The following is a 26,083-nucleotide window of genomic DNA, read 5'->3' as shown; positions in this document are numbered from 1 at the left end:
CACCCGAAACACACCCATGAAAAAATTATTCGCGGCACTGGCCACCAGTGTCTTGATGATGACCGCCGCCGTCGCCCAGACGCTGCCGCCGCCCACCATCGCCGCCAAATCCTGGCTGCTGCTGGACGCCACCAGCGGCCAGATCATCGCCTCGCAGGACCCCAACGCCCGCATCGAGCCAGCCTCGCTGACCAAGGTCATGACAGCCTACCTGACCTTCGCCGCCGTCAAGGACAAGAAGCTGGACTTGAACCAGATGGTCAACGTCTCCACCCATGCGTGGAAAGTCGATACCAGCAGCTCGAAGATGTTCATCGACCCGGCCACCCCGGTCAAGGTCAACGACCTGCTGTACGGCTTGATGGTGCAATCCGGTAACGACGCGGCCGTGGCCCTGGCCGAAGCCGTGGCCGGCGACGAGTCCGCCTTCGTGGTGATGATGAACCGCGAAGCGCAGCGCATGGGCCTGACCTCGACCCACTTCGCCAACCCGCACGGCCTGCCCAGCCCCGAGAACTACTCGACGGCGCAGGACTTGTCGGTGCTGGCCAAGCGCGTGATCCTGGACTACCCCGAGTTCTACAAGATCGATTCCGTCAAGAGCTTCACCTACAACAAGATCACCCAGCAGAACCGCAACCGCCTGCTGTGGCTGGACCCGACCGTGGACGGCATGAAGACCGGCCACACGGAAGGCGCCGGCTTCTGCATGATCGCCTCGGCCCACCGCCCCAACGGCACCGGCGAGCGCCGCCTGATCGCCGTGGTGCTGGGCACCGCGTCCGACGGCGCCCGTACCCAGGAAAGCCAGAAGCTGCTCAACTGGGGCTTCCAGAACTTCGACACGGTCAAGCTGTACTCCAAGGGCCAGGCCATCGCCACCCCGGAAATCTGGAAAGGTTCCAAGGGCAGCGTCAAGATCGGCTTCCCGAACGACGTGCTGGTGACCGTGCCCAAGGGCGTGGCCGGCAAGATGAAGCCGCTGCTGGAACGCAAGGACCCGCTGGTGGCCCCGCTGGCTGAAAACAGCCGCGTTGGCACGCTCAAGATGATGGTCGATGGCAAGCCGCTGCTGGAACTGCCGGTGGTGTCGCTGGAGACGGTGGAGCAAGCCTCCATCTTCGGCCGCGCCTGGGATTCCATGCGCCTCTGGCTGAAATAAACGCTCGCATCGCAAACAAACAAAAGTCCGCTTCAGCGGACTTTTGTTATTGCATGTTGCTCTCTGCGGTGCTTGCAACGGTCGAGGCCGCTTATCGGTGAAATGTCGCACTCGGGCCAAGTAGTCGTGTAACAATACTACTTGCGATTCGGTATTGAATCTTCCCCGCCCACCGTCCGAGAAACCGTCATGAACTACCAACCGCCCGCCGGCCTGCTTTGCCCCTCCACCGTCACCAGCCAGAACGGTCCCACGCTGTCGCGCGTGGTGGCCGGCATGTGGCGCATGGATGCCTGGCAGATGACGCCGCAGCAGCGCCTGACCCTGATCAAGCGCTGCCTGGCGCTGGGCGTGACCAGCTTCGACCATGCCGACATTTACGGCAACTACAGCGTGGAAGCCCTGTTCGGCGAAGCGCTGGCGCTGCAGCCGTCGCTGCGCGGACAGGTCCAACTGGTGAGCAAATGCGGCATCAAGCTGGTGTCGCCGGCCCGGCCGGAACACAGCATCCAGCATTACGACACCAGCGCCGCCCACATCACGGCCTCGGTCGAGCAATCGCTGCGCGCGCTGGGCACCGACTACCTGGACCTGCTGCTGATCCACCGGCCCGACCCGCTGATGAATTTCGACGAGATCGCCGGCACCTTCAGCCGCCTGCGGCTGCATGGCAAGGTACGCCATTTCGGCGTCTCCAACTTCAGCCGCCACCAGTTCGAATGCCTGAACCGGCGCATTGCGCTGGCCACCAACCAGGTCGAATGTTCGCCGCTGCACGTGGCGCCCATGTTCGATGAAACCTTCGACGGCTTGCAGGACCAGGGCGTGCGGCCCATGGTGTGGTCGCCACTGGCCGGCGGCCGCCTGTTCAGCGGCGGCGACGCAGCGGGCGAGCGGGTGCGCGCGGTAGTGCAGCGCATCGCGGACGAACTGCAACAGCCATTCGCCAGCGTGGTGTTCGCGTGGATCATGCAACTGCCATCGCGGCCATTACCGCTGACGGGCAGCGGCCGCATTGAAGCCATCGTCGACGCCGTGCGCGCCACGCAATTCAGCCTGAGCCCCAGCCAGTGGTTCGAGATCCTGCGCGCCGCGCGCGGCCACGAGGTGGCTTGAGGCGGAAAACAAACCGGGGTCAGGTCATGCCGTCACACATCTTGCGTGATCACATGAGCTGACCCCGGTGTGGGGGTGCAGGTTGCGGTGCGCTCAGTCCGTGTAGACGGCCGGCGGCGCGATACCGCGCCAACCCAGCTTCCAGCCCAGGTTCAGCGCCAGCGTGGCGCCGATATACACGGCGAAGAACAGCACGAAGAACACGCTTTGCAACCAGGCCAGCAAGGCCAGGTTGACCAGCACCAGCACCAGCGCCGCCTTGCTTTTCTTTTGCTTGGTACTGGGGAAGCGGATGGTCGACACCATCAAGCCGCCGACGGCGAACAGCAGCAGCGCCAGCAAGGCGGCCTGCAACAGACTAGTGGGCGGATCGGGCCAGGCCACCACCACCGACGCCACGCAGGCGGCGCCGGCCGTGATCGGGATGCCGACGAAGTAGCGCGGGTCGGTGCGGCCCACGTTGACGTTGAAACGGGCCAGGCGCAAGGCGCCGCAGGCGACGAAGAAGAAGCTGGCCATGCCGCCCAGGCGCAGCAGCGTGGGCTGGTGCGCGCCCAGTTGCACAAAACCATAGCAGTACAGCAGCAATCCCGGCGCGCAGCCGAAGTTCATCACGTCGGCGATGGAGTCGAGCTGCATGCCGAAGTCGGAACTGGTGCCGGTGGCGCGCGCCACCATGCCGTCGAGCGCGTCGAACACGCCGGCCAGCACCAGCAACACGGCGGCCAGGCGGTAATCGTGGGCGTTGCCGATGAAGGCGTTGTCGACGGAAATGACGATGCTGCCGAAGCCGCAGGCGATCGACAGCAGCGTGACGAAACTGGGGAGGGCGAACTTGGCGCGCTGCAGGCGCGGACGGTGTGGTAAAGAAGTCAAATCAGGCGTATCCCGGAAAGCACGACGATGGGGGCGCCGCCGGAGTGGCGGCGGCTTATTTTAACCCGCCCGGCCGGCGCACGGCAGCTTCCCCCGCACGCGGCGTTGCGCATATCGGGTGCGGCGCGGCCCGAGTTGCCTTAGAATCGACCCATAAGCGGGCTGATCTCCACCGACGACCCGGATAACGACACAGGAGCCTTCCATGCGCAGCCATCCCCGTTGGCAGTTCCCGTTCGCGGTACTCAGCCTGGCCCTGGCACTGGCCGCATGCGGTGGTGGTGGTGGCGGCGGCGGCGACGGGACCAGCGCCAGCCCGCCGGCCAGCAGCAGCAACCTGCCGGCCGAACCTGGCGCGCCCGCGCTCACCGGCAACGCGGCGCTCGATGGTTTCAACTGGATCAACTTCCGCCGCGCCCAAATAGGGGTGGCCGTCCTGGCGCGCAACAGCAAGCTGGAACTGGCGGCCCAGGGCCACGCCGACTACCAGCGCATCAACAACACCGTCACCCACGTCCAGACGGCGGGCCTGCCCGGTTTCACGGGCGCCACGCTGGCCGACCGGCTGGCCAACGCCGGCTATGTGCTGGTGCGGCCCTACGCCTATGGCGAAATCATTTCCGCCACCAACAGCAGCTCCGGCTTCGTGCTGGCCGAAGAACTGGTCACGGCCATCTACCACCGTTTCGTCATGTTCGAACCGGTGTTCAAGGAAATGGGCACCGGCGCCGCGCTGACGTCGAGCGGCTATTCCTACTTCACTTGCGACATGGGGGCCAACAACGGCTACGGCATCGGCCTGGGCGGCGGACGGGCGGCCAATTATCCCGTCAATGGCCAGACCCAGGTGCCGACCAGTTTCCTGAGCAATAACGAAACGCCCGACCCGGTACCCAACCTGAACGAGGTGGGGTACCCGATCAGCATGCACGCCGACATCACGGCCACCATGACGGTGCAGAACTTCACCGTGCAACCCCATGGCGGCGCGCCGCTGGCCACGCGTCTGCTGAGCCACGCGACGGATACGGAAACGCCCCCTTCGGCCGCCGCCATCGTGCCGCTGGCCGCGCTGCAGTCCGGCACCACCTACGACGTCGCCTTCAGCGGCGCGGTGGACGGCGTACCGCTGTCGCGCAGCTGGTCGTTCACCACGCGCTAGCGCGCTCCCTGCCGCACGCACGCCATGACCCTCTCGAACGTAGCAGGCTTGCACTTTTCATTCCGCGATACCGCCATCCTGTGCGTGAGCGACGGGCTGGAACGGTTGATGGGCGACCGCGCGCTGTACCTGCAATTGCTGGGGCGCTTCCGCGACGATTACCGCGGCCTGGGCCCGCGCTTGCGCCAGGCGCTGGCCGATAATGTACTGGCCACGCTACGGCACCGGGTGCACACGCTGCGTGGCGCCGCCGGCATGATCGGCGCGCGCACCGTCTGCCAGCTGGCCACGGCGCTGGAGCCGGCCTGCCACTTGCCGCCGCCCGCCTGCGCGGAAACGGTGATGTTGCTGGACGAGGCCCTATGCGGCCTGTTGGCCGCCATCGACACGGTGCTGGACGAGGCGCGCGAAGCGGCGCCGGCCGGGACGATGCCGGCCGAGGCGGAGGCCGACGCTGCACTGCTGGATCGGCTTGCCCGCCTGCTCGACACGGGTGATGGCGCGGCGATCGACGTGCTGGAACAATCGGCCTCGCCGCTGGCGGCCCGGCTGGGAGTGGAGCGCTACCAGCGGGTGGCGGCAGCGGCCCACCAATTCGACTTCGAAGCGGCGCTGGCGGCGCTGGCGCCGCCGTTGTAGCCGGTCGTGGCGGCGCCGCTCAGGCGCCAGCCGGCTCAACGCGTATATTCCTTTTCCTCATCGAAAGCGTCGGCGCATTCCTTGCCGCAGAAACGGCGCACGTTGTCGAGCGGCTTGTCGCAATACCAGCAGGCCCCCTTGGGCGGCAACAGCTGGCGTGCCCGCGCGGCGGGGGAAAGCGTAGGCGGCGGGCGCTCGGTCCCGTCCTCTGGCACGCTGTCTGGTTTCGGTTCCAAGGCTCCCTCCTTTCGCGGCAGTACACAGGTCTACCAGCAGGTTACGTCAGCGGTCGTGGGCGGGTATGATCATGCGCAAATTGCCCCGCGTTGTGACTCATCATATCAGTTTCGCCGCGCCCACCTCGGGCGCCGGATCGGCAAAAATCCGACGCCGCGCACAGTGCGCAGCCCCTGTACAGAGGGGTCGCGCCGGGAATTTCGGCGAGAAAATATTTTTCAATGGAAACGGTGCCGGCGATAGTCCCGGCTGCCGCCGGCCTCACTTGCGCCCGGCCAGCACCACCTGGTTGCGGCCCTGCTCCTTGGCCCGGTACATGGCCTTGTCGGCCATGCGCAGGAACAGCTCCGGGGTCTGCAATTCGTCCGGCACCTGCACCGCCACGCCCACGCTGATGCTGACCCAGCCAATTGGCGACTGCGCGTGCGGCAGGCGCAGCGCCTCCAGCGCCTGCCGCACCGACTCGGCCAGCGCCAGCGCCGCGTCGGCATCCGTGTCGGCCGCCAGCATCACGAACTCCTCGCCGCCGTAGCGGGCCGCCAGGTCGCTGGCGCGGCGCGCGTGCGTCTGCAGCAGGGACGCCACCTTGCGCAGGCAAGTGTCGCCCTCCTGGTGGCCATAGTGGTCGTTATAGCTCTTGAAGTAGTCGACGTCGATCATCAGCAGCGCCAGCGGATGGGCGCAACGGGCCGCCCGGTTCAGCTCCGAGGCCAGCATGTCGTCGAAGCGGCGGCGGTTGGCGATGCCCGTCAGCGGGTCCGTCATGGTGAGCGCCGCCAGCTTCAGATTGGCCTGTTCCAGGTCGCGCGTGCGCTCGGCCACCCGGCTTTCCAGCTGCTCGTGGGTCTGGCTGATGTTGGCCGCCATCTCGTTGAATCGTTTCGACAGCAGCGCCAGTTCGTCGCGGCCTTCGTATTCCACCCGCTGGCCGTAGTCGCCGGTGCGGGTGGCGCGGATGGCGCCGGCCAGCCGCTCCAGCGGCATGGAAATACTGCGCGCCACGACATAGGCCAGTACCAGCGCGCCGGCGAAGCAGATCAGGCCGATCAACACGATCTCCTTGCGCACCGCCTGCGCTTCGGCCAGCAGCAGCTGGTTGGGCAGGGTGCTCACCACATACCAGCTGGTGTTGGGCACCTGGGTGTAGACGGCGAAATAGCCGGCCGCCGGATGACCGTCCGCCACCGTCTGCTGGTAGGCGAGAAAGCCGGTCTGTTCGCCGCCGCGCACGCTGGCCGCCAGTTGTTCCAGCAGGGCCGGCGCGGCAGGGACGCCGGCGGGGCGCTCGCGCCGTTGCACCAGCAGCGTGCCGTCGCGCCCGTCGACGATGAAGATATCGCTGCCGGCGCCCAGGCTGGCGTTGTCGAAGATGGCGGCGAAGCGCGCGGCGCGCACGCCCAGCAACAGGCTGCCCATCAGGTGATTATCGTTCTTGGAATAGATCTGGCGCACCATGGCGATGCTTTTCTGGCCGTCCCACAGCTCCAGCGCGCCCCACACCACGCGCCGCTGGCTGGCGCGCGCGGCCGCGCTGAAATCGACCACCCCGCGCCCCAATTGCGCGAACACTTGCGGGTCGAGCACGCGGTTGTCGCGGTCCAGGAAATACTTCTGGCCGAAATCCTGGAACGAACCGTAGCTGTCGAGCAGGATCTTGGTCAGGGCCGCACGCGCCCGGCCCTTGTCCTCCGGATTATCCAGCGCGTAGCGGGCCAGCGCATACTGCACGGGATCGGACAGCACCAGCGTCTCGCTGTCCGATTCCACTTCCGCCATGCGCAGCTGCACGTTCTTGGCGATCTGCTTGACCACCTCGGTGGTGAACAAGCGGGTCTTCTGCTCGATCGCCTCGCTCGACTCGACATAGGAAATGTAGCCCGACACCAGCAGCGGCGTCAGCGAGATCAGGATGAAGGACGCCAGCAGCCGGTAGCGGATGGCGATCTGGCGCAGCAGCGCGGGCAGGTACAGGGCGATCACACGGTTCATGCAGCGTTCCTGGTGAGCGTCAGTGGGCGCCGCCGGCCGCCTCGGCGCGCAGCGAGCGGTCCAGCTGGCGGGCCGCGGCGCGCGGCGACGTCTTGCCGGCCAATACATCCTGCAGCAGCGGGTGCAGCTGTTCGATGGTGGACGCGGGCAGGAACACGTAATACGGCGGCACCACTTGCGGATACGCGCTCACCTGGCGGATATAGGCCGTGATCTGGGGATCGGTCACCATCTTGCCCGGTAACTGCTTCATGGGCGGGATGTTGCGGCGCGCGTTCTGCTGGATCACAAAGCCCTTGCCGACCAGGTAGTCCAGCAACTGCATGGCCGCCGCCCGGTGGCGCGTATTGCAGACGGCGAAACCGGTTTCGCTGCCGACCACCGGCACGGCCAGCTTGCCGGCAGCGTTCCAGGGCGGGACGAATACGCCCACCTCGTCCTGCTTGCCCACCATCAGCCGGCCGGCCGCCCATGTGCCTTCGAACGCCATGGCCGCGCGCCCGGCCGCGAACAGGCGGATGCCCTCGTCGTAGCCCGTGTTCAGGTAGTCCGGCTGCACATAGCCGCGCGCCGCCAGCAGCTTGATGCGGCCGAAGATGTCAGCCGCCGGCGCCGTGTCGAGGTCCAGGCTGCCCTTGGCCAGCGCCTGGCGCCAGTCCGGCCGGTTGGCCGCCACCAGGTTGGCGAAGCCGTGGCTGAACGGGCCGTTGCCCAGCATGTTGGGAAAGCCGCCATCGAGCACCAGCGGCGTGTAGCCGGCCTTTTTCAACTGGGCGCACACGGCCAGGAATTCCTCGAAGTTTTCCGGCAGGTGGTGGATGCCGGCCTGACGGAACATGGTCTTGTTGTAGTAGATGACGGTGGCGGCCACGCCGCCGGCCACGCCGAAATGCTTGCCGCCGGCGCTGGTCCAGTCGGGCTTGAGCAAATCCAGCATATTGTTCCAGGCGGCCGTCTGGCCCACCTCGGCCAGGATGCCCTGCTCGGCCAGGCTGGCCGCGTAGGCGTTCGGGTTGACGGAGATCAGGTCCGGCAACTGGTTGGCCGCCACCTTGGGCTTGAGGTTTTCCTCGACTGAATTGCCGATCATGAATTGCACGTCGACCCGGATGTCGGGATGCTCGCGGCTGAAGGCGGCCGCCACGTCATGCATTTCCTTGGGCCAGTCGGGGGCCCAGACCAGGGCCGTGATGGTGGTGGGCGCCGCGCTGGCCGGTGCTGGCGCGGCCGACATATGGTTGTCGTCGCTGCAGCCGGCCAAGGCCAGCCACAGAAACAGCGGGGCGAGCAGCCCCGCCCGGCGCGATGGTGTCGATCGTTCCCTCATTCCTGCTACCCCAGTCCAGCAACCCGCATATGAAGGCCAACCCGCCCGGTCGATGGGATCATTACGGTCAGCCCACTTTCATTTCCATCCAGATACACCCCATGGTGATGAGGTTACTACAAAGTCAGAAGTGTTGGAGTTTCGGGTATCAAAAAAGCCAAGAAACAACGTATTGCAACATGGGGGGCGACGGGGGCGACACAAGTTCAGGGCGACGCCGCCCCCCCTCCGGCCCTCCGCTACCCACCAGGCTTGATGGACGCGACGTACAAGGACAGGCAATCAATGTCGTCCTGGCTCAGCGCATGGGCAACCGTTTTCATGACGGCGCCTTCCGGGCGCTGATCCGTGCGCTGGAATACCGCCAACTGTTTCGATACGTAGTCGGCGTGCTGGCCGGCCAGGCGCGGGAAGGTGCCCATGCCTTCGCCGTGCGCGCCGTGGCACGACGCGCAGGCAGGCACGCCGTTATTGCCGTTGGCGAAAATCGCCCGCCCCCGCTGTTCCAGCGTGGCGTTGCCGGAACGCCCACCGGGCGCCGGTTGTTGGGCGTAGTAAGTGCTCAGGTCCGCGATCTGCTGGTCGGTCAGCCTGGAGCTGATCCCCCACATGTATTCGAAGCCGGCGGGATCGGAACGCCCATGGCCCCTGAACGCCCTTAACTGCGCTTCCAGATAGGCCGGTGGCTGCGCCGCCAGGTGGGGGAAATTGGGTGAGGTCGAAACGCCCCGCATACCATGGCAATTCGAGCAAACCTGGGTAGCGATGGTCCGGGCCGGCACCCGTTCATCGCTCAGGGAACGTGAGCGCTCCACGGAGGAGCAAGCGGCCAGGCTGGCGGCCAACAGCAAAGCCAGTGCGACGCCCGTGGCCGGGCGCGAGGATGCGCAGGCAGTCATCAGTATGCTCCCCATAGGTAAATGAACAAGGTGTTGTTAGCGCTCGGATTGCGCCCGGCGCCATCGTAGTTGGTGGTGGCGCCATGGAAGCGCTTGAAGTTGTAGTACTGCGCGCCCAGGCGCACATATTGGACCGGCGTCCAGAATAGCTCGGGCACCCAGCCGCGCGTATCGGGATTGCTGGCGGCGTCTGGATATAGCGTGGCATCGGAGCTGCCGGTCGTGCTGAAATAACTCAGGCTGCCGCCATAGCGCGCCCGGTACACATAGCTGCCTTTGACTTTCAATTGCTTGAGCTGGTTGCCGGGGTTGGCGGCGATGCCGGCCACGTCGCCGTTGTCGACGGATTCGGCGATGTAGCTCAATTGCACGGTGGCGGCATGGGGATCGAGCAGGTATTGGTACTGGGCGTCGATGCCCCGGTCGCGATAATGGATGGTGGGGCCGGACGGCTCCAGATTGTCCGGGTAGATGTTGGCATGCATCGCCATCACCCCGACCATGGCGCTGTGCGGTCCCCAATCGTGGCTGAGTGCGAGACGCAGGTAGGGATTGGTGCCTTGCAGCTTGACCTGATCAGCGTTCTTGGTGCCCTGGCTGAGGAACGACCATTTCCCGTTGGCCGTTTGATAGCCTGCCAGTTCCGCGTAAACGGTCTGGTCCCAGAACGCATAAGCGGCGATACCGGCGGCCTGCGCGCCCAGTTGGGACACGATGGGGGCGGCGTCCGGGCCCGTCACGCCGAATTGCGTCGGCACGTACTGCATCCACGCCGGCGCGCTATTCCAGGGATCGGCCAGCGATGGATTGTTATTGACCGTCAGGCCGAAGATCAGGTCACGGTTGGCGCCGATCAGACGGTCGGCATAACGTAACTCGATGTTGTCCGCGCCCCATTTGCCCTGCCACTTTCCGCTGTCCGGGTTCTGGTTGTCGTAGTTGTTATAAGTCGCTTGTGCGAACAGCCCCACGTTTTCGGTGAGCTTGCCGGCGACGAACACGCTGCCGGTCTGGAACAGCGTGTTCGCATCCTTGGCGAACGCCGCGTCGTCCGTCGGCGACGAGCTCTTGGTATAGCTGGCCACGCCCATGGCCGACAAGGGTATGGCCCGGCTACCGATGGTGTAGCCCGTCATCTTGAACAGCCGGCCATAACTGGTCAACTCCGGGAACTGGCCACCGGCGTGGCAGGCCACGCAGTTCTGTCCCGTTTGACGGGCAAAGACGGGTAAAGCGTGGGCGCTGCGCGAACCAAGTAGCAACGGCATCAGCAGCAATACCGCAAGGTAGCGGAAGCGAAGGAACTGCGGGGGGAAGAGGCTGGCGATGTTCACGTGTAATCACTCCAGTAGGTGGAAACGACGAGGGCTGCCAAGCCGGAGTAGTCGCCTTCAAGCCTGGGCAGGAACGGCACACCAGAAGAACTTATACAGAGGTACTTCAACAACTTGTTTGACGCAAATCAATAGCACCCCAGACCAGCGCAGCTAACGATAGTGTCGCCGGTCTCGTCGTACCGGAAAGTAACAATTCGTTGCAAGCTGGCACGACAAGACCCTGTGGACACGGTAGAGTATGCGCATGAAGAAAATCTGCCTGTGCGTACTGGTGCTGACTGGCTGCGCCACCGTGCCCCCACCCCCGGCCGGCGGCGCGGACGATACCCGCGTGCTCAACCGCCTGAGCTGGGGCCTGGACGGCGCCGACATGCAGGTGGTGCGCGCCCAGGGGCTGGCCGCATGGATCGACGCCCAGTTGCATCCCGCGCCAGCGCGCCTGCCGGCCGCCGTGCAAGCCCAGATCGAGGCCATGGCGATCAGCCAGCACGCGCTCGAAGACCTCAACCGCGACCTCGAACAGCGGCGCCAGGATGCGGACAAGGCCGCCAGCGACGACGAGCGGAAAGCGGCCCGGCAAGCCTACCAGGATCAACTGAACCACCTCGCGCGCGAGGCCGCCATCCGCTCTTTGCTGCGCGACCTGTACTCGCCCAACCAGGTACAGGAGCAAATGACGTGGTTCTGGATGAATCATTTCAACGTCCACCAGTACAAGCACAACCTCCGCTTGATGCTGGGCGATTACGAAGACCGCGCCATCCGCCCGCGCGCACTGGGCAAATTCCGCGACCTGCTGGCCGCCACCGTCTACCATCCGGCCATGCTGCGCTATCTGGATAACGAGCAGAACGCGGCCGGCCACATTAACGAGAACTACGCGCGCGAGTTGATGGAGCTGCACACGCTGGGCGTCAATGGCGGCTACAGCCAGCGCGATGTGCAGGAACTGGCGCGTATCCTCACCGGCGTTGGCGTCAACCTGGGCGCCACGGAACCCAAAGTCCGGCGCGAGCGGCAGGGCCTGTACCGGCACCAGGGCCTGTTCGAGTTCAATCCCGAGCGCCATGATTTCGGCGACAAGCTGCTGCTCGGCCAGCCCGTGCGTGGCCGGGGCCTGGCCGAGGTGGACGAAGCGCTCGACCGCCTGGCGCGCCATCCCTCGACGGCACGCTTCATCAGCGGCAAGCTGGCCACATTCTGGGTGGGCGACGCGCCGCCGCCCGCGCTGGTGCAGCGTATGGCCGCCACCTTCACGGCCACCGACGGCGACATCGCCGCCGTGCTGCGCATCCTGTTCAACAGTCCCGAATTCCGCGCATCGCTGGGGCGCCAGTTCAAGGATCCTGTACATTACGTCGTCTCCTCCGTGCGCCTGGCGTATGGCGACAAGACCATCCTCAACGCCGCGCCCATGCTGAACTGGCTGAACCGCATGGGACAACCACTGTATGGCAAGCAGACGCCGGACGGCTACCCGCTCACGGCTGCCGCCTGGAACAGTCCTGGCCAGCTCAATGTGCGCTTCGAGATCGCGCGCGCCATCGGCACCGGCAACGCGGGCCTGTTCAAGACGGACGGCCCGCAACCGCAGGAGCGGCCGGCGTTTCCGCAACTGGCCAACGCGCTGTATTACCAGGCCATTGAAGCCCACCTCGCGGCGGGCACGCGGCGCGCGCTGGAGCAGGCCACCTCGCCGCAGGAGTGGAACAGCTTCCTGCTGTCCGCGCCGGATATGATGTATCGCTGAAGGACCCGCCATGGACCGCAGCACCGCCCTGTACCATCTGGCCGCCCTGCCGCTGGCAGCCGCCAGCACGCGCCTGTGGGCCGCCCCCAGCGCGGGCACGCGATTGCTGTTCGTCTTCCTGCGCGGCGGTTACGACGACGCCAGCCTGCTGGTGCCGGTGTCCAGCCAGTTCTATTACGAGTCGCGTCCCAACATCGCCATCGCCCGTCCCGGCGCCGAACTCAATACGGCGCTGCCGCTCGACGCCGACTGGGGCCTGCACCCGGTCCTGCGCGACAGCATCTACCCGCTGTTCCAGGCAGGCCAGGCCGCCTTCGTCCCGTTCGCCGGCATCGACGACCTCTCGCGCAGCCATTTCGAAACCCAGGACAGCATCGAGCTGGGCCAGCCGTTGGCGGGCAAGCGCGACTACCGCTCGGGCTTCCTGAACCGCCTGGCAGGCGTGCTGCAAGGGGCCCATCCCATCGCCTTCACTGACCAGCTGCCGCTGGCCATGCAGGGCGCAGCACAAGTGCCCAACGCGGCGTTGCGCAACCTCGCCAAGCCGGCCATCGACGCGCGCCAGGCCCGCATCATCGCGTCCATGTACGACGGCACGCCGCTGGCGCGCAATGTGAACGAAGGCTTCGCCGTGCGTGAGGACGTGATGCGCGACATGGCCGGCGAGATGGAGGCCGCCAACCGCAACGCCATCTCCGCCAAAGGCTTCGAGCTGGAAGCGCGCCGCATCGCCAGGCTGATGAAGGACAAATACACACTCGGCTTCGTCGATGTGGGCGGCTGGGATACCCACGTGGGACAAGGCGGCGCGACCGGCTACCTCGCCAGCCGCCTGGATGAACTGGGGCGCGGCCTGGCCGGCTTCGCACAGGAGATGGGGACGGACTGGCGCCAGACCGTGGTGGTGGTGGTCAGCGAATTCGGCCGCACCTTCCGCGAAAACGGCAATCGCGGCACCGACCATGGACATGGCACGGCTTACTGGGTGTTGGGCGGCGGCGTACGCGGCGGCCGGGTAGCCGGCGAACAGACCGCGCTCACGGCCAGAACCCTGTTCCAGAACCGCGACTACCCGGTGCTGAACGAATACCGCGCCCTGCTGGGCGGCCTGTTCGCGCGCCTGTACGGATTGAACAGCGCCCAGTTGGCGCAGGTGTTCAGCGGTGTCGCACCGCACGAACCAGGGCTCGTTTGATGCAGGCGCTTTTACTCTCCACTAGGCATTTTTTCGGCAAAATGGTCCCAAAGGCTTCATGCGGCAGCGCTGCACAGGTGAACTGTTGATGGGAAATACAGGGCGGCCACGCCGCCCTTGCGAACGATGCCTCAGTTCAGGAAGACGACGTCGTCCTTAGGCTGCGGCGGGATTTTGATCGCGATGGACTTGACCGGGCCATTTGCAACGACCACGCCAGCGTGCGCTGTGCCCTTGGGGATGATGATGAAGGACCCGGGCTTGAACTCGCGGCGTTCGTTGCCCAACCACACAGTGCCACTGCCCTCGATGATGTACTGGATCTCATCGGTCTTCAAGTGCATGTGCTTGGCAATATTGCCCGACTGGATGGCGATCGTGGCGTTGTCCGTGGACACCAACGGCTTGGCATGCAGTTCCGGAAACGACGTGCCGGGCAAATCGCTGAACTTGAGTGCACCAAGATCGATGATGTCGGCGCTCAGCGGCGCGGACTCGGCGTAAGCACTGGTAGTGATCATGCCCAGCAGCGAAGGTGCGAACGTGCCCGCACAAAACGCACCGAGTACCGCGAACACAAGGATCGTAGGTTTGACGTGCATAGTGCCCTCCTTTTGCCCGGGTGTAAGCCCGAGGATAAAAAGTATGCATGGACGAGGGTAGCGAGGAGTCGCGCGGACTCACGCCGGCGGCGCAAGTATTCCCTGCGCTAGTTGTCAATATAGCACACCCCCCCCCACCGCGATCACCTTGCTCGGCCAGGCACCTCTTCAAGGAAAAGCGGACTACAGATCAAGTGCTAGAAACTTGGTGCCCGGCACCGGATTGAACGCGACTGGTGCGGCTTCGACAAAACCCAGCGATGCATAAAGGCGCTGAGCCGCAATGAACTCGGGGAGCACATCCAGGCACAGACGGGAATACCCGGCATCACGGGCCGCTTCCAGTATGCGTTGCACCAGGCGGCGCCCCAGGTTTTCTCCGCGCGCCGCAGGGCGCACATACACGCGCTTCATTTCGCAAGTTTGCGCGTCAACCTGGCGCAAGGCCGCGCAACCGACGACCTCGCCATCCTTCCAAGCCAGCAGCAGCTGGCCTTCAGGCGCGGCATATTTTCCCGGCAGTGCGGCGAACTCGGCTTCATAATCCTGGAACACAAGACTGACACTGGCGCTGGCAATGTACTCGCGGAAGATTGCGCAAACCGCCTCTAGCTCCTGGGGAAATCTCGCTGCCTGGATCGTCGTCATACCAGATCGTTCTTCACGTTAAATGTGACGGTTGCAGCCACCCGGGTTCCTTGCTGCCCTATTCGCCGTGCAGCTTCGCAAGCTGCTCAAGAATGGCGTAACCTGCTGTGACGCGCGCGGGAATCGGATAGTTGCGGTTCGCGAGGATCACCACGCCGATCCGCTGCGCGGGGACAAAGGCGACATAGGCGCCAAAATTCGACGTCGATCCGGTCTTGTTGAACAGTGTGGGGCCGACTGGAAGCTGCGGCTTGGCGAGCAGCTGCATCGGGTTCCTTTCCCAGATCATCTTCTCCGAATTTCCGGACAAAAGGCGTTCCTGCGAAATTGGCCAGGAATACTGTTCCCAGCCCAATCCTTGCACCAGTTCACCTGCCCTCAAGTAGCCAACATGCGTGCCCTCGATCGCGCGCCGCACAGGCGCGTCAAGCACGGCAGGATCGATATTGAGCTGCACATAGCGAATCATGTCGGCGGCATTGGATTTGACGCCATACGTTTCAGGAGCAAGCACTTCGTCCTCGTGGACGCGCCCCGGCTGGTTGACCTTGTAGCCCCAGGCGTAGTGGGACATGGCAGCCGCGGGTACGCGCATATAAGTGCTGTGCAAGCCGAGCTGCGGGAACAAGCGGTTTTGCATCACATCGGTAAAATCCTGCTTTAGCGCCAGCGCGGTGACACGGCCGAACAGGCCCAGGCTGGGATTCGAATATTCGCGCAGCTTGCCTGGCGCCGCGGCCGGCTTCCAATGCTGGTAGTAGCGGACAAGTTGCGCATCATCCGCCACGTCATCCGGCAGCTGCAGCGGCAAGCCGCCAGCGCTATACGTCCCCAGATGAAGCATGGTCGCCCGGTCGATGGCATGACCTTTCAGTGCGGGAAGGAATTTGCCGGGATGATCGGCAAGCGACAGCTTGCCTTGGTCTATGGCTTGGGCGGCAAGCGTCGCGGTGAAAGTCTTGCTGACTGAGCCAAGCTCGAATAGCGTGCGTTCGTCGACCGGCGTCTGGTCTTCGCGGGAAGCCAGGCCATAGTTGAAGAACATCGATTTGCCGTGGACGGTGACTGCGATGGCCATGCCCGGCACATCAAATTCCGCCATCATGGGCCGGACGGCCTCATCAATGATGGCCTGTACGTGGTCGGGGTTGGCGGCCGCGTAGGTATGCAGCGGAAGCAAACCGGCGAGCGCAAATGCGTAGTGGCGCAGATTCAAGAAATGCATCCTTTCACAGGTGTGTGGCACTGGGGGCTGACCGGAACCAGCCGGTCATTTGCCAATGCAGAAGCGGCTGAAAATCACCCCCAGCAAATCGTCCGACGAGAACGCGCCCGTGATGCTCGACAGCTGCGCCTGGGCCAACCGCAATTCCTCCGCGAACAGGTCCAGCGACTGGTCGTCCTGCGCCGCATGTTCGCCGGCGCGGGCCAGGTGGGCGCCTGCGTTCTTCAGCGCGATCAAATGCCGCTCGCGCGCCAGGTAGAGCGATTCGCCCGTCTGCTGCCAGCCGGCGATGCGCAACAGTTCCGCCCGCAGCAAGTCAATGCCGATGTGCTCGTGCGCCGACAGGTAGACGTGGGTGGCGTCGTCGCGCGCGTCGATGCCCGGCTTGTGGCCGGACAGGTCGATCTTGTTCCACACCCGCAGCACCGGCACGCCGGGCGGGAAGGCGGCCACGATGGCTTCATCGGCGCGGGTCGGACCATGGTCGGCGTCCAGCAGGTGCAGGATCACGTCGGCCTTGCCCACTTCGGTCCAGGTGCGCTCGATGCCGATGCGCTCCACCAGGTCCACCGCCTCCTCCGTGCTGCGGATGCCGGCCGTGTCGATGATGTTGAGCGGGATACCTTCGATCTGGATGGTTTCGCTGACCTTGTCGCGCGTGGTGCCGGCGATGGGCGTGACGATGGCCACCTCCGACCCGGCCAGCGCATTCAGCAGCGAGGACTTGCCCACGTTGGGCTGGCCCGCCAGCACCACGTTGAGTCCTTCACGCAGCAGCGCGCCTTGCGCCGCCTGGCGAAACACCTGGTCCAGCGCATCGATAATGCCGGCCAGCTGGCCGCGCGCGTCGGATTTTTCCAGGAAGTCGATCTCCTCCTCGGGAAAATCGAGGGTGGCCTCTACCAGCATGCGCAAGCCCGTCACGCGCTCCACCAGCGCGTTGACGGTCTTGGAGAACGCGCCCGACAGCGACTGCGAAGCCGACTTGGCGGCCGCCTCGGTGGAAGCGTCGATCAGATCGGCCACGGCTTCGGCCTGGGCCAGGTCCAGCTTGTCGTTGAGGTAGGCGCGGCGCGTGAATTCGCCCGGTTCGGCCAGCCGCAATCCCATCTGCTCGCCCGCCTCCAGCACCCGCGCCAGCAGCAATTGCAGCACGATGGGGCCGCCGTGGCCCTGCAGTTCCAGCACGTCTTCCCCGGTGTAGGAATGGGGCCCCTTGAACCAGATGGCGATGCCCTGGTCGATGATGGCGCCATCGGCCTGCGTGAACGGGATGTAGGTGGCGTGGCGCGGCTGCAGCTTGGTGGCGCCGAACAGCGCGGCGATCAGCGCTTGCAGGTTTTTACCGGAGGCGCGCACGACGCCGATGCCGCCCCGGCCCGGTGCGGTGGCGATGGCGGCGATGGGGGAGGAGTCGAGGTTCATAGTCACGTTGCACGTTGAAAAAAACGGGGACGTAACACGGTTTTCCTTGACGGCAAAACCGTGTTACGTCCCCTATTTTGCCTTGCGGCCACTGCCGCTTAGTTTGCGGCGGCGGGCGCGAATTTCTTGGAGATCACGTACTGCTGGCCGATCGACAGCACGTTGTTCACCACCCAGTACAGCACCAGGCCGGATGGGAAGAAGAAGAACATGACCGAGAATGCCAGCGGCATGAACATCATCATCTTGGCCTGCATTGGATCCGCTGGCTGCGGATTCAACTTGGTGGTGATGAACATCGAAATCGCGTACAGCACCGGCAGGATGTAGAACGGATCCGGCGCGGCCAGGTTATGAATCCAGCCGATCCACGGCGCACCGCGGATTTCCACCGACGCCTGCAGCACCCAGTACAGGGCGATAAACACCGGCATCTGCACCAGGATAGGCAAGCAGCCGCCCAGCGGGTTGATCTTCTCGGCCTTGTACAGTTCCATGGTGGCCTGGTTCATCTTGGCCGGATCGCCCTTGTAACGCTCGCGGATGGCTTGCATCTTCGGCGTGACCAGCTTGACCTTGGCCATGCTGCGATAACCGGCGGCCGACAGCGGGAAGAACGCCAGCTTGATCAGGATGGTGAACACGATGATGGTCCAGCCCCAGTTGCCCAGGCCCTTGTGCAGCTGCTCCATGACCCAGAAGATAGGCTTGGCGATGATGGTCAGCCAGCCATAGTCCTTGACCAGTTCCAGGCCAGGCGCCACTTTCTCCAGCAGCTTCGATTCCTGCGGACCCGAATACAGCTTGGCGTCGTTCGACACGGTGGCGCCGGGTGCCAGCGTGCCCAGTTGCTGGACGGTGCCGATGGCGTACAGGTTGGTGTCGATCTTCTTGGTGAAGATGTCGCGGGTCAGCTTGTCCTGCGGGACGAAGGCGGACACGAAGAAGTGCTGCGAGATGGCGACCCAGCCGTTATCAGCCTTGGTCGGATGATCCTGCGCCACAGGCTTGCCGGTCTTGGCGGCTTCCTGGGCCTGTTTTTCCAGCGATTCGAATTTCAGCTTCTGGTACTTGTCGGCGTCCGTGTACAGGGTGGGACCGGTGTAGCTGCTGTTGAAGTAGGAGTCGCCCTCGGGCTTGTTGCCGTCGTGGACCAGCTGCAGATACAGCTCAGGCTTGACGGGCGCGGCGCCGGTGTTGGTCACGTCGTGGCGCACGTCGATCACGTAGTCGCCACGCTTGAAAGTGAAGGTCTTGGTCAGCTTGACGCCGCCCTGCTCCGCTTCCAGCACCAGTTGCACCTGGTTGGCGTCGTTCAGCATGCGCGCACCGGGGCGGGCCACGAAGCCGGTGGTGTGGTTGGGCAGGCCGGCCGCGCCGATCAGGCCCGTTTCAGCCAGATAGGTCTTGGTGGCGTCGGCGTCGAACAGCACCTGGTTCTTGGTCGGATCGATGCCGTCCTTGAACTGCAGCAGTTCCAGGCGCTTAATGGTGCCGCCCAGGGTGTCGATATCGGCGCGGATCACGTCGGTGGTGATGGTGATGCGCTCACTCTTGAATGGCGCAGCCTCGCCAGTCGCACCTGGGGTGGCGGTGGCGGCGGCCGATGCGGCGGCGCTGGCCACGGCTGGCAAGTCGGATTTCTTCGCGTCCGAGGCCTTGGCCACCTGGGCTGGCGCGGGAGCGAACATCGATGGTTTGCCGCTCGATACCATCCAGTTGTTCCAGAGAACTACCAGCGACACGGCAAACACGATCCACAGGATGGTACGTTTATTGATATCCATTACGGTATTTGTCAGGAGTGGTTGCAACCGCAAGCGGTTGTTGAAGAATCGGAAGGCGTCTCGCCCTTGGGCGGCACCGGGTCAGGGCCGCCCGCATGCCACGGGTGGCAGCGGCACAGGCGCTTGACGGTCAGCAGGCTGCCGCGCGCGGCGCCGTGCACTTGCAGTGCCTCCAGCGCGTAGTTCGAACAGCTAGGGTAAAAACGGCAGCGCGGCCCCAGCATGGGGCTGATGGTGAGCTGATATGCCCGGACCAACCAGCGCAGCAAGGTGCTCATGGCGCTTTTGGCTCCAGCGTCGGCGCCAACGGCGGCGGCACGGCGGCCGGCGCCGGCGTTGGCGTCGCCGTGGCGCGGCCCTGTTGGGCCTGGCCCTGCCTGGCCTGCGCGGCGAACAGACGCGCCAGTTCCACCCGCAAGGCCGCTTTCAGCTTTGCAGTGGTGGCGGGACCATCCTTGCTGTTGACCGGCTTGGCCAGGCGCACGACACAGTCGATGGCCGGCAGGCCGGTCACGCGGAACAGCTCGCGCGTGACGCGCTTGATCGTGTTGCGCGTGACGGCGCGCGGCGCGAAACGCTTGGCCACCACGACGCCCAGCCGCGCATGCGGCAATTGGTTCAGGCGGGTGTACAGCACGAAGTGCGCCGTTTTTTGCGCCGGGCGCAAACGAAAAACGGATGAAAATTCATCCGTTTTAACGATACGCCGAACGCGCGCGAAGTCGTGGGAACCTTCGCCTGTCGAGCCGCTTGAAATACAGCTTTCCACGCGATCAGCTAACAAGCTTCAGGCTTATACAGCCAGACGCTTGCGGCCTTTTGCGCGACGTGCGTTGAGCACATCACGGCCACCACGGGTAGCCATACGAGCGCGGAAGCCATGCGTACGCTTGCGGCGCACGACGGAAGGTTGGTAAGTACGTTTCATGTTGGTCTCGCTAAAAAGCAAAAAAATGCAAAATCGGGTCTGACGTCCCGTCAGTTTTTGGTGCCAATGACATTTCGCGCACCCATGCCAACTGCCACGGCACAAGCTGGGTCCATCTCATCGCCCGCTGATATCCACGCTTACTCCATATAAGTGAATAAACACGGAATACGGGCGGGGAACCCTGAATTATCAGCATTTCGATCCCGCGTGTCAACACTTCTCTGGCCCCGCCGAAATGCCGGCCGCCGCGCCGCAGCACGAACGCAACTTGAAAATAAGCGTCGTGCCTGTGGATAACTTTGGCTGGCGAGAGTAGAATAGCGCGTTACGTGTGGCGAGCCCTGGCGTAAACGGCCCGAGTCCGGATGCGGCACCAGGGCAGTTTCGAGACGCCCTCCCACACCTTTTCACAGTAGACGATTCATGGAAAATTTCTGGCAGACCTGTTCCGCGCAGTTGGAACTGGAGCTGACGCCGCAACAATTCAGCGCGTGGATAAAACCGCTTATCCCCCTCGATTACGAGGCGGGCAAGCTGCGCGTGGCCGCGCCCAATCGTTTCAAGCTCGATTGGGTCAAGACCCAGTTCGCCAGCCGCATCACGGCGCTGGCCTGCCAGTACTGGGAAGCGCCGACGGAAGTGCAGTTTGTGCTGGATCCGCGCCTGTCCGCGCCCAAGAAAGCCGCCACGGTGGCGCCGGTGCCGGACGCCAATGGCGGCGTCCCCAGCGGCAACGCCCGCATGGCCGATCCGGTACCCAGCGTGCCCGAGCTGCCGGCCAGCGCCGCGCCGCGCCGCGAGCAAAGCCGCATCAACACCGACCTGACGTTCGACAGCTTCGTGACCGGTAAGGCCAACCAGCTGGCGCGCGCCGCCGCGATCCAGGTGGCCAACAACCCCGGCGTGTCCTACAACCCGCTGTTCTTCTACGGCGGCGTGGGCCTGGGTAAGACCCACTTGATCCACGCGATCGGCAACCAGGTGATGGCCGACCAGCCGGGCGCCAAGATCCGCTACATCCACGCCGAGCAGTATGTGCGTGACGTGGTGACGGCTTACCAGCGCAAGGGCTTCGACGACTTCAAGCATTACTACCACTCGCTCGACATGCTGCTGATCGACGATATTCAATTCTTCGGTGGCAAGAGCCGCACGCAAGAGGAATTCTTCTACGCGTTCGAAGCGCTGATCGCGGCCAAGAAGCAGATCATCATCACCAGCGACACCTATCCGAAAGAGATCACGGGCATGGACGACCGCCTGATCTCGCGCTTCGACTCCGGCCTGACGGTGGCCATCGAACCGCCGGAACTGGAAATGCGCGTGGCGATTCTGCTCAAGAAAGCCAAGCAGGAAGGCGTGACCTTCTCGGACGACGTGGCCTTCTTCGTGGCCAAGCACCTGCGCTCGAACGTGCGCGAACTGGAAGGCGCGCTGCGCAAGATCCTTGCGTACTCACGTTTCCACGGCAAGGACATCACGATCGACATCGTCAAGGAAGCGCTGAAGGACTTGCTGTCGGTGCAGAACCGCCAGATCTCGGTGGAGAACATCCAGAAGACGGTGGCCGACTTCTTCAACATCAAGGTGGCGGACATGTACTCCAAGCGCCGGCCGGCCAACATCGCGCGGCCGCGCCAGATCGCCATGTACCTGGCCAAGGAGCTGACGCAAAAGAGCTTGCCCGAGATCGGCGAGCTGTTTGGCGGACGCGACCACACCACGGTGCTGCACGCGGTCCGCAAGATCGCGCTGGACCGCACCAAGAACCCGGAATGCAACCACGAGCTGCACGTGCTGGAGCAAACGCTGAAGGGCTAAAAAATCGGGGACGGAAAAATTGGGGACGGACCCCATTTTCCAACATGCGAAAAATGGGGTCCGTCCCCAATTTTTCTGTCCCTGTTTTTTTGCATTATGATTCTGGCAAACTCGCAAACCGTCCAACCGGCGGAATTGTTAAAGTTGTATCGTTAAATTTTACTTTCGAGGATAAATATGCAATTGGTCAAAACCACCCGAGATACGCTTCTCCGGCCACTGCAGATCGTGAGCGGTATTGTCGAGCGTCGGCACACCATGCCGATTCTGGCCAATATCCTCATCCGCAAAGAAGGCGAAAGCGTCTCGTTCCTGTCGACCGACACGGAAGTGCAGATCACCACCCACGCCGACATTGGTTCCGGCGCGGACGTGACGGGCACCACCGTGGCGGCCCGCAAACTGCTCGACATCCTGCGCGCGCTGCCCGAAGCGGGCGACGTGACCATGACGCTGGTGAACAAGCGCCTGACGGTACAAACGGGCAAATCGCGCTTCGCGCTGCAAACCCTGGCGGCCGAGGAATTCCCCACCGTGCAGCAGGCCGACAGCTACAACGCTACCGTCACCCTGCCGCAAAAGACGCTCAAGCACCTGTTCAACATGGTGCACTTCTCCATGGCCCAGCAGGACATCCGCTACTACCTGAACGGCCTGCTGCTGGTTTTGGACGGCAACAACGTGATCGCCGTGGCCACCGACGGCCACCGCCTGGCGTTCTGCCAGGTGGAGACGGAACAGCGCTTCGAACGCCAGGAAGTGATCATCCCGCGCAAGACCATCATCGAACTGCAGCGCCTGCTGGAAGAGAACGACGACCCGGTGCAGCTGGACATCGCCGCCAACCAGGTCAAGCTGACCTTCGCCGACATCGAGCTGATCTCCAAGCTGGTGGAAGGCAAGTTCCCCGACTACACGCGCGTGATCCCCAAGGGCTACCACAACGAATTCACCATCGGCCGCGATGAGCTGCTGCGCTCGCTGCAACGGGCCGCCATCATGACCAGCGACAAATTCAAGGGCGTGCGCTGCATCATCACCCCCGGCAGCATGAAGATCAGCTCCACCAACGCCGACCAGGAAGAAGCGGTGGAAGAACTGGAAATCGACTACGGCGGCGACAGCGTGGACATCGGCTTCAACGTCACCTACCTGCTCGACGTGCTCAACAACCTGAAGTGCGACTACGTCAACATCGCGCTGGGCGACTCCAACTCGTCGGCCCTGATCTCGATCCCGGACAACGCCGACTTCAAATACGTTGTCATGCCGATGCGGATCTGAGCGTCACCGCAGGTTTAACAAGTCATTCCAGTAATTCGTTATTTGAGAAAGCAGTCCATGTCCGATAGCATCCAAGAGAACCCAGTTCCGGTCAAGACCGAAGAATACGGCGCCGCCTCCATCCAGATCCTGGAAGGTCTGGAAGCGGTGCGCAAACGTCCCGGCATGTACATCGGCGACACCTCGGACGGCACCGGCCTGCACCACCTGGTGTTCGAAGTGCTGGACAACTCGATCGACGAATCGCTGGCGGGCCACTGCACCGAGATCCACGTCACCATCCACTCGGACAACTCGATCTCCATCACCGACAACGGCCGCGGCGTACCGACCGGCCTGAAGATGGACGACAAGCACGACCCGAAACGCAGCGCGGCCGAAATCGTGATGACCGAACTGCACGCCGGCGGCAAGTTCGACCAGAACTCGTACAAAGTGTCCGGCGGTCTGCACGGCGTGGGTGTATCGTGCGTGAACGCACTGTCCAAATGCCTCAAGCTGACCATCCGCCGCGACGGCAAAGTGCACTTCATGGAATTCGCGCGCGGCGTGCCGCAGAACCGCGAACTGGAAACGGTGGACGGCATCGCCGTCTCGCCCATCAAGGTGGTTGGCGAAACCGACAAGCGCGGCACCGACGTGCACTTCTGGGCCGACGAGGAAATCTTCACCCACGTCGAATTCCACTACGAGATCCTGGCCAAGCGTATCCGCGAACTGTCGTTCCTGAATAACGGCGTCAACATCAAGCTGACCGACCAGCGCACCGGCAAGGAAGAAGTGTTCGCGTTCGAAGGCGGCACCCGCGGCTTCGTCGAATACATCAACAAAGCCAAGACCGTGCTGCACCCGACCGTGTTCCAGGCCACCGGCGAGCGCCTGTCCGACCAGGGCACCAACATCAGCGTGGACGTCTCCATGCAGTGGAACGACGCCTACAACGAACAGGTGCTGTGCTTCACCAACAACATCCCGCAGCGCGACGGCGGCACCCACCTGACCGGCCTGCGCGCCGCCATGACGCGGGTGATCAACAAATACATCGAAGAGCAGGAATTCGCCAAGAAAGCCAAGGTTGAAATCTCCGGCGACGACATGCGCGAAGGCCTGACCTGCGTGCTGTCGGTGAAGGTGCCCGAGCCGAAGTTCTCCTCGCAGACCAAGGACAAGCTGGTGTCGTCCGAAGTGCGCGGCCCGGTCGAAGAGATCGTGGCCAAGACGCTGTCCGACTACCTGATGGAAAAGCCGAACGACGCCAAGATCATCTGCGGCAAGATCGTGGAAGCGGCGCGCGCGCGCGAAGCGGCCCGCAAGGCCCGCGACCTGACCCGCCGCAAGGGCGTGATGGACGGCCTGGGCCTGTCGGCCAAGCTGGCCGACTGCCAGGAAAAAGACCCGGCCCTGTGCGAACTGTACGTGGTCGAGGGTGACTCCGCAGGCGGCTCCGCCAAGCAGGGCCGCGACCGTAAATTCCAGGCCATCCTACCGCTGCGCGGTAAGGTGCTGAACGTGGAAAAGGCGCGCTTTGAAAAAATGCTGTCGTCCGAACAGATCACCACCCTGATCGCCACCCTGGGCACCTCGATCGGACCGGACGAATTCAACGTCGAAAAACTGCGCTACCACCGCATCATCATCATGACCGATGCGGACGTCGACGGCGCCCACATCCGCACGCTGCTGCTGACGCTGTTCTACCGCCAGATGCCGGAGCTGGTGGAACGGGGCCACATCTACATCGCCCAGCCGCCGCTGTACAAAGTGAAAGCCGGCCGCGACGAGCGCTACCTGAAGGACGACCTGGAAGAAGCGAGCTACATGATGAGCGTGGCCCTGAACACGGCCGTGCTGACCCCGCGCGAAGGCGCCGACCCGATCACCGGCGAACCGCTGGCCGAGCTGGTACGCAAATTCAACCTGGCCAACGCCATCATGACGCGTTTGACGCGCGTGATCGACCGCGCCGCGCTGAGCGCCATCATGACGGGCGTGACACTGGACCTGAGCTCGCTGGAATCGGCCGAAGCGTCGGCCCGCGCGCTGACCGACGGCATCGGCGATCTGGGTGTGAAGGTCACCGTGCGCTCGGACGAGCTGTCGGAAAAGCACATGCTGTGGATCGAACGTATGCACCACGGTAACGTGAAGGTCAGCTCGATCGACGCCGATTTCGTGCAAGGCGCCGATTACGCCGTGCTGGCCAACGCCGCCAGCACCTTCTCCGGCCTGATGGGCGAAGGCGCCGTGGTCCGCCGCGGCGAAGGCGAGCGCACCAAGGAATCGGCCGTGACGGACTTCCATCACGCGATGCAGTGGCTGCGCGACGAGGCGGAACGTGTGGTGTCCAAGCAGCGCTACAAAGGTCTGGGCGAGATGAATCCGGAACAGCTGTGGGAAACCACCATGGACCCAACCGTGCGCCGCTTGCTCAAGGTGCAGATCGAGGATGCCATCGCGGCCGATCAGATCTTCACCACGCTGATGGGCGATGATGTGGAACCGCGCCGGGCGTTTATTGAGAACAATGCGCTCCGCGCCGGGAATATCGACGTTTAAGTCAATTTGCATTATCACTACGATGCAAAAGCCAACCGTTCGCGGTTGGCTTTTTTGCTTTTTGGTCATACTATGCGAGTGATCTTTGGAAAAATGCAATAGCGACAAATCCCCT

At 63.8% G+C, this 26,083-nt stretch carries 23 protein-coding genes; 9 read left to right on the top strand and 14 right to left on the bottom strand.

Annotated elements, in window-relative coordinates; translation table 11 throughout:
- Positions 1 to 16: 16 nt before the first annotated feature.
- Both H3H39_RS03635 and H3H39_RS03630 read left to right on the top strand, forming a co-directional pair.
- A complete protein-coding gene (locus H3H39_RS03635; protein ID WP_182151909.1) occupies positions 17 to 1,162 on the top strand; it encodes a D-alanyl-D-alanine carboxypeptidase family protein in 1,146 nt (381 codons plus the stop codon).
- Between the two features lie 189 nt (positions 1,163 to 1,351).
- The gene (locus H3H39_RS03630) at positions 1,352 to 2,278 is read left to right on the top strand and encodes an aldo/keto reductase (RefSeq protein ID WP_182151908.1); all 927 of its coding nucleotides are present in this window, start codon (positions 1,352 to 1,354) and stop codon (positions 2,276 to 2,278) included.
- A 93-nt stretch (positions 2,279 to 2,371) separates the two neighbouring features.
- On the opposite strand, the gene pssA is transcribed toward H3H39_RS03630, so the two are convergent.
- Entirely contained in the window at positions 2,372 to 3,127 is a 756-nt protein-coding gene (gene pssA, locus H3H39_RS03625; RefSeq protein ID WP_182151973.1) for a CDP-diacylglycerol--serine O-phosphatidyltransferase, read from the bottom strand.
- Between the two features lie 232 nt (positions 3,128 to 3,359).
- Here pssA and H3H39_RS03620 point away from each other — a divergent pair, with 232 nt between their 5' ends.
- Both H3H39_RS03620 and H3H39_RS03615 read left to right on the top strand, forming a co-directional pair.
- The gene (locus H3H39_RS03620; protein ID WP_182151907.1) at positions 3,360 to 4,316 is read left to right on the top strand and encodes a CAP domain-containing protein; all 957 of its coding nucleotides are present in this window, start codon (positions 3,360 to 3,362) and stop codon (positions 4,314 to 4,316) included.
- A gap of 24 nt (positions 4,317 to 4,340) precedes the next feature.
- A complete protein-coding gene (locus H3H39_RS03615; protein WP_182151906.1) occupies positions 4,341 to 4,955 on the top strand; it encodes an Hpt domain-containing protein in 615 nt (204 codons plus the stop codon).
- A gap of 35 nt (positions 4,956 to 4,990) precedes the next feature.
- On the opposite strand, the gene H3H39_RS03610 is transcribed toward H3H39_RS03615, so the two are convergent.
- The 5 genes from H3H39_RS03610 to H3H39_RS03590 form a co-directional block, all read right to left on the bottom strand.
- Positions 4,991 to 5,191 (bottom strand): hypothetical protein, encoded by a 201-nt coding sequence (locus H3H39_RS03610; RefSeq protein ID WP_182151905.1) that lies wholly within the window; start codon positions 5,189 to 5,191, stop codon positions 4,991 to 4,993.
- 262 nt (positions 5,192 to 5,453) lie between these two features.
- Positions 5,454 to 7,181 carry a GGDEF domain-containing protein gene (locus H3H39_RS03605; protein ID WP_182151904.1) on the bottom strand — a complete coding sequence of 576 codons (1,728 nt, stop codon included), beginning with the start codon at positions 7,179 to 7,181 and terminating at the stop codon, positions 5,454 to 5,456.
- Between the two features lie 19 nt (positions 7,182 to 7,200).
- Positions 7,201 to 8,508 (bottom strand): ABC transporter substrate-binding protein, encoded by a 1,308-nt coding sequence (locus tag H3H39_RS03600; RefSeq protein ID WP_182151902.1) that lies wholly within the window; start codon positions 8,506 to 8,508, stop codon positions 7,201 to 7,203.
- A 239-nt stretch (positions 8,509 to 8,747) separates the two neighbouring features.
- The gene (locus tag H3H39_RS03595) at positions 8,748 to 9,407 is read right to left on the bottom strand and encodes a c-type cytochrome (RefSeq protein WP_182151900.1); all 660 of its coding nucleotides are present in this window, start codon (positions 9,405 to 9,407) and stop codon (positions 8,748 to 8,750) included.
- The gene (locus H3H39_RS03590) at positions 9,407 to 10,741 is read right to left on the bottom strand and encodes a cytochrome C (RefSeq protein WP_311196842.1); all 1,335 of its coding nucleotides are present in this window, start codon (positions 10,739 to 10,741) and stop codon (positions 9,407 to 9,409) included. Before H3H39_RS03590 ends, H3H39_RS03595 begins: the two co-directional genes overlap by 1 nt.
- 241 nt (positions 10,742 to 10,982) lie before the next feature.
- Between H3H39_RS03590 and H3H39_RS03585 the strand changes: the two genes are divergently transcribed.
- Both H3H39_RS03585 and H3H39_RS03580 read left to right on the top strand, forming a co-directional pair.
- The gene (locus H3H39_RS03585; protein WP_182151899.1) at positions 10,983 to 12,494 is read left to right on the top strand and encodes a DUF1800 domain-containing protein; all 1,512 of its coding nucleotides are present in this window, start codon (positions 10,983 to 10,985) and stop codon (positions 12,492 to 12,494) included.
- Positions 12,495 to 12,504: 10 nt separating this feature from the next.
- Positions 12,505 to 13,689, top strand: coding sequence for a DUF1501 domain-containing protein (locus H3H39_RS03580; RefSeq protein ID WP_182151897.1), 1,185 nt, complete (start codon positions 12,505 to 12,507; stop codon positions 13,687 to 13,689).
- Positions 13,690 to 13,820: 131 nt separating this feature from the next.
- Here the strand turns inward: H3H39_RS03580 and H3H39_RS03575 are convergent, their stop codons facing one another.
- The 8 genes from H3H39_RS03575 to rpmH form a co-directional block, all read right to left on the bottom strand.
- On the bottom strand, positions 13,821 to 14,291 hold the full coding sequence (locus H3H39_RS03575) for a cupin domain-containing protein (protein WP_182151895.1): 471 nt from the start codon (positions 14,289 to 14,291) through the stop codon (positions 13,821 to 13,823).
- A 183-nt stretch (positions 14,292 to 14,474) separates the two neighbouring features.
- Complete coding sequence (locus H3H39_RS03570; RefSeq protein WP_182151893.1) at positions 14,475 to 14,939, bottom strand: GNAT family N-acetyltransferase; 465 nt, start codon at positions 14,937 to 14,939, stop codon at positions 14,475 to 14,477.
- A gap of 58 nt (positions 14,940 to 14,997) precedes the next feature.
- Positions 14,998 to 16,155, bottom strand: coding sequence for a class C beta-lactamase (gene ampC, locus H3H39_RS03565; protein WP_229217837.1), 1,158 nt, complete (start codon positions 16,153 to 16,155; stop codon positions 14,998 to 15,000).
- A gap of 54 nt (positions 16,156 to 16,209) precedes the next feature.
- On the bottom strand, positions 16,210 to 17,589 hold the full coding sequence (gene mnmE / locus H3H39_RS03560) for a tRNA uridine-5-carboxymethylaminomethyl(34) synthesis GTPase MnmE (RefSeq protein WP_182151890.1): 1,380 nt from the start codon (positions 17,587 to 17,589) through the stop codon (positions 16,210 to 16,212).
- 98 nt (positions 17,590 to 17,687) lie between these two features.
- On the bottom strand, positions 17,688 to 19,376 hold the full coding sequence (yidC, locus tag H3H39_RS03555) for a membrane protein insertase YidC (RefSeq protein WP_182151888.1): 1,689 nt from the start codon (positions 19,374 to 19,376) through the stop codon (positions 17,688 to 17,690).
- Positions 19,377 to 19,387: 11 nt separating this feature from the next.
- On the bottom strand, positions 19,388 to 19,654 hold the full coding sequence (gene yidD / locus H3H39_RS03550; protein WP_182151886.1) for a membrane protein insertion efficiency factor YidD: 267 nt from the start codon (positions 19,652 to 19,654) through the stop codon (positions 19,388 to 19,390).
- The gene (rnpA, locus tag H3H39_RS03545; protein ID WP_311196845.1) at positions 19,651 to 20,133 is read right to left on the bottom strand and encodes a ribonuclease P protein component; all 483 of its coding nucleotides are present in this window, start codon (positions 20,131 to 20,133) and stop codon (positions 19,651 to 19,653) included. Before rnpA ends, yidD begins: the two co-directional genes overlap by 4 nt.
- 36 nt (positions 20,134 to 20,169) lie before the next feature.
- Positions 20,170 to 20,304, bottom strand: coding sequence for a 50S ribosomal protein L34 (gene rpmH / locus H3H39_RS03540; RefSeq protein ID WP_010401996.1), 135 nt, complete (start codon positions 20,302 to 20,304; stop codon positions 20,170 to 20,172).
- A gap of 426 nt (positions 20,305 to 20,730) precedes the next feature.
- Between rpmH and dnaA the strand changes: the two genes are divergently transcribed.
- The 3 genes from dnaA to gyrB all read left to right on the top strand — a co-directional run bounded on the left by dnaA (position 20,731) and on the right by gyrB (position 25,968).
- Positions 20,731 to 22,128: a chromosomal replication initiator protein DnaA gene (dnaA, locus tag H3H39_RS03535; RefSeq protein ID WP_182151885.1), complete on the top strand. Its 1,398-nt coding sequence runs from the start codon at positions 20,731 to 20,733 to the stop codon at positions 22,126 to 22,128.
- A 177-nt stretch (positions 22,129 to 22,305) separates the two neighbouring features.
- Positions 22,306 to 23,412 (top strand): DNA polymerase III subunit beta, encoded by a 1,107-nt coding sequence (gene dnaN, locus H3H39_RS03530; RefSeq protein ID WP_182151883.1) that lies wholly within the window; start codon positions 22,306 to 22,308, stop codon positions 23,410 to 23,412.
- A 57-nt stretch (positions 23,413 to 23,469) separates the two neighbouring features.
- The gene (gyrB, locus tag H3H39_RS03525) at positions 23,470 to 25,968 is read left to right on the top strand and encodes a DNA topoisomerase (ATP-hydrolyzing) subunit B (RefSeq protein ID WP_182151882.1); all 2,499 of its coding nucleotides are present in this window, start codon (positions 23,470 to 23,472) and stop codon (positions 25,966 to 25,968) included.
- Positions 25,969 to 26,083: the final 115 nt, after the last annotated feature.

This window comes from Rugamonas apoptosis (genome assembly GCF_014042355.1).
Classification (GTDB): domain Bacteria; phylum Pseudomonadota; class Gammaproteobacteria; order Burkholderiales; family Burkholderiaceae_D; genus Rugamonas; species Rugamonas apoptosis.
This window is presented reverse-complemented; position numbering and strand designations above follow the sequence as displayed.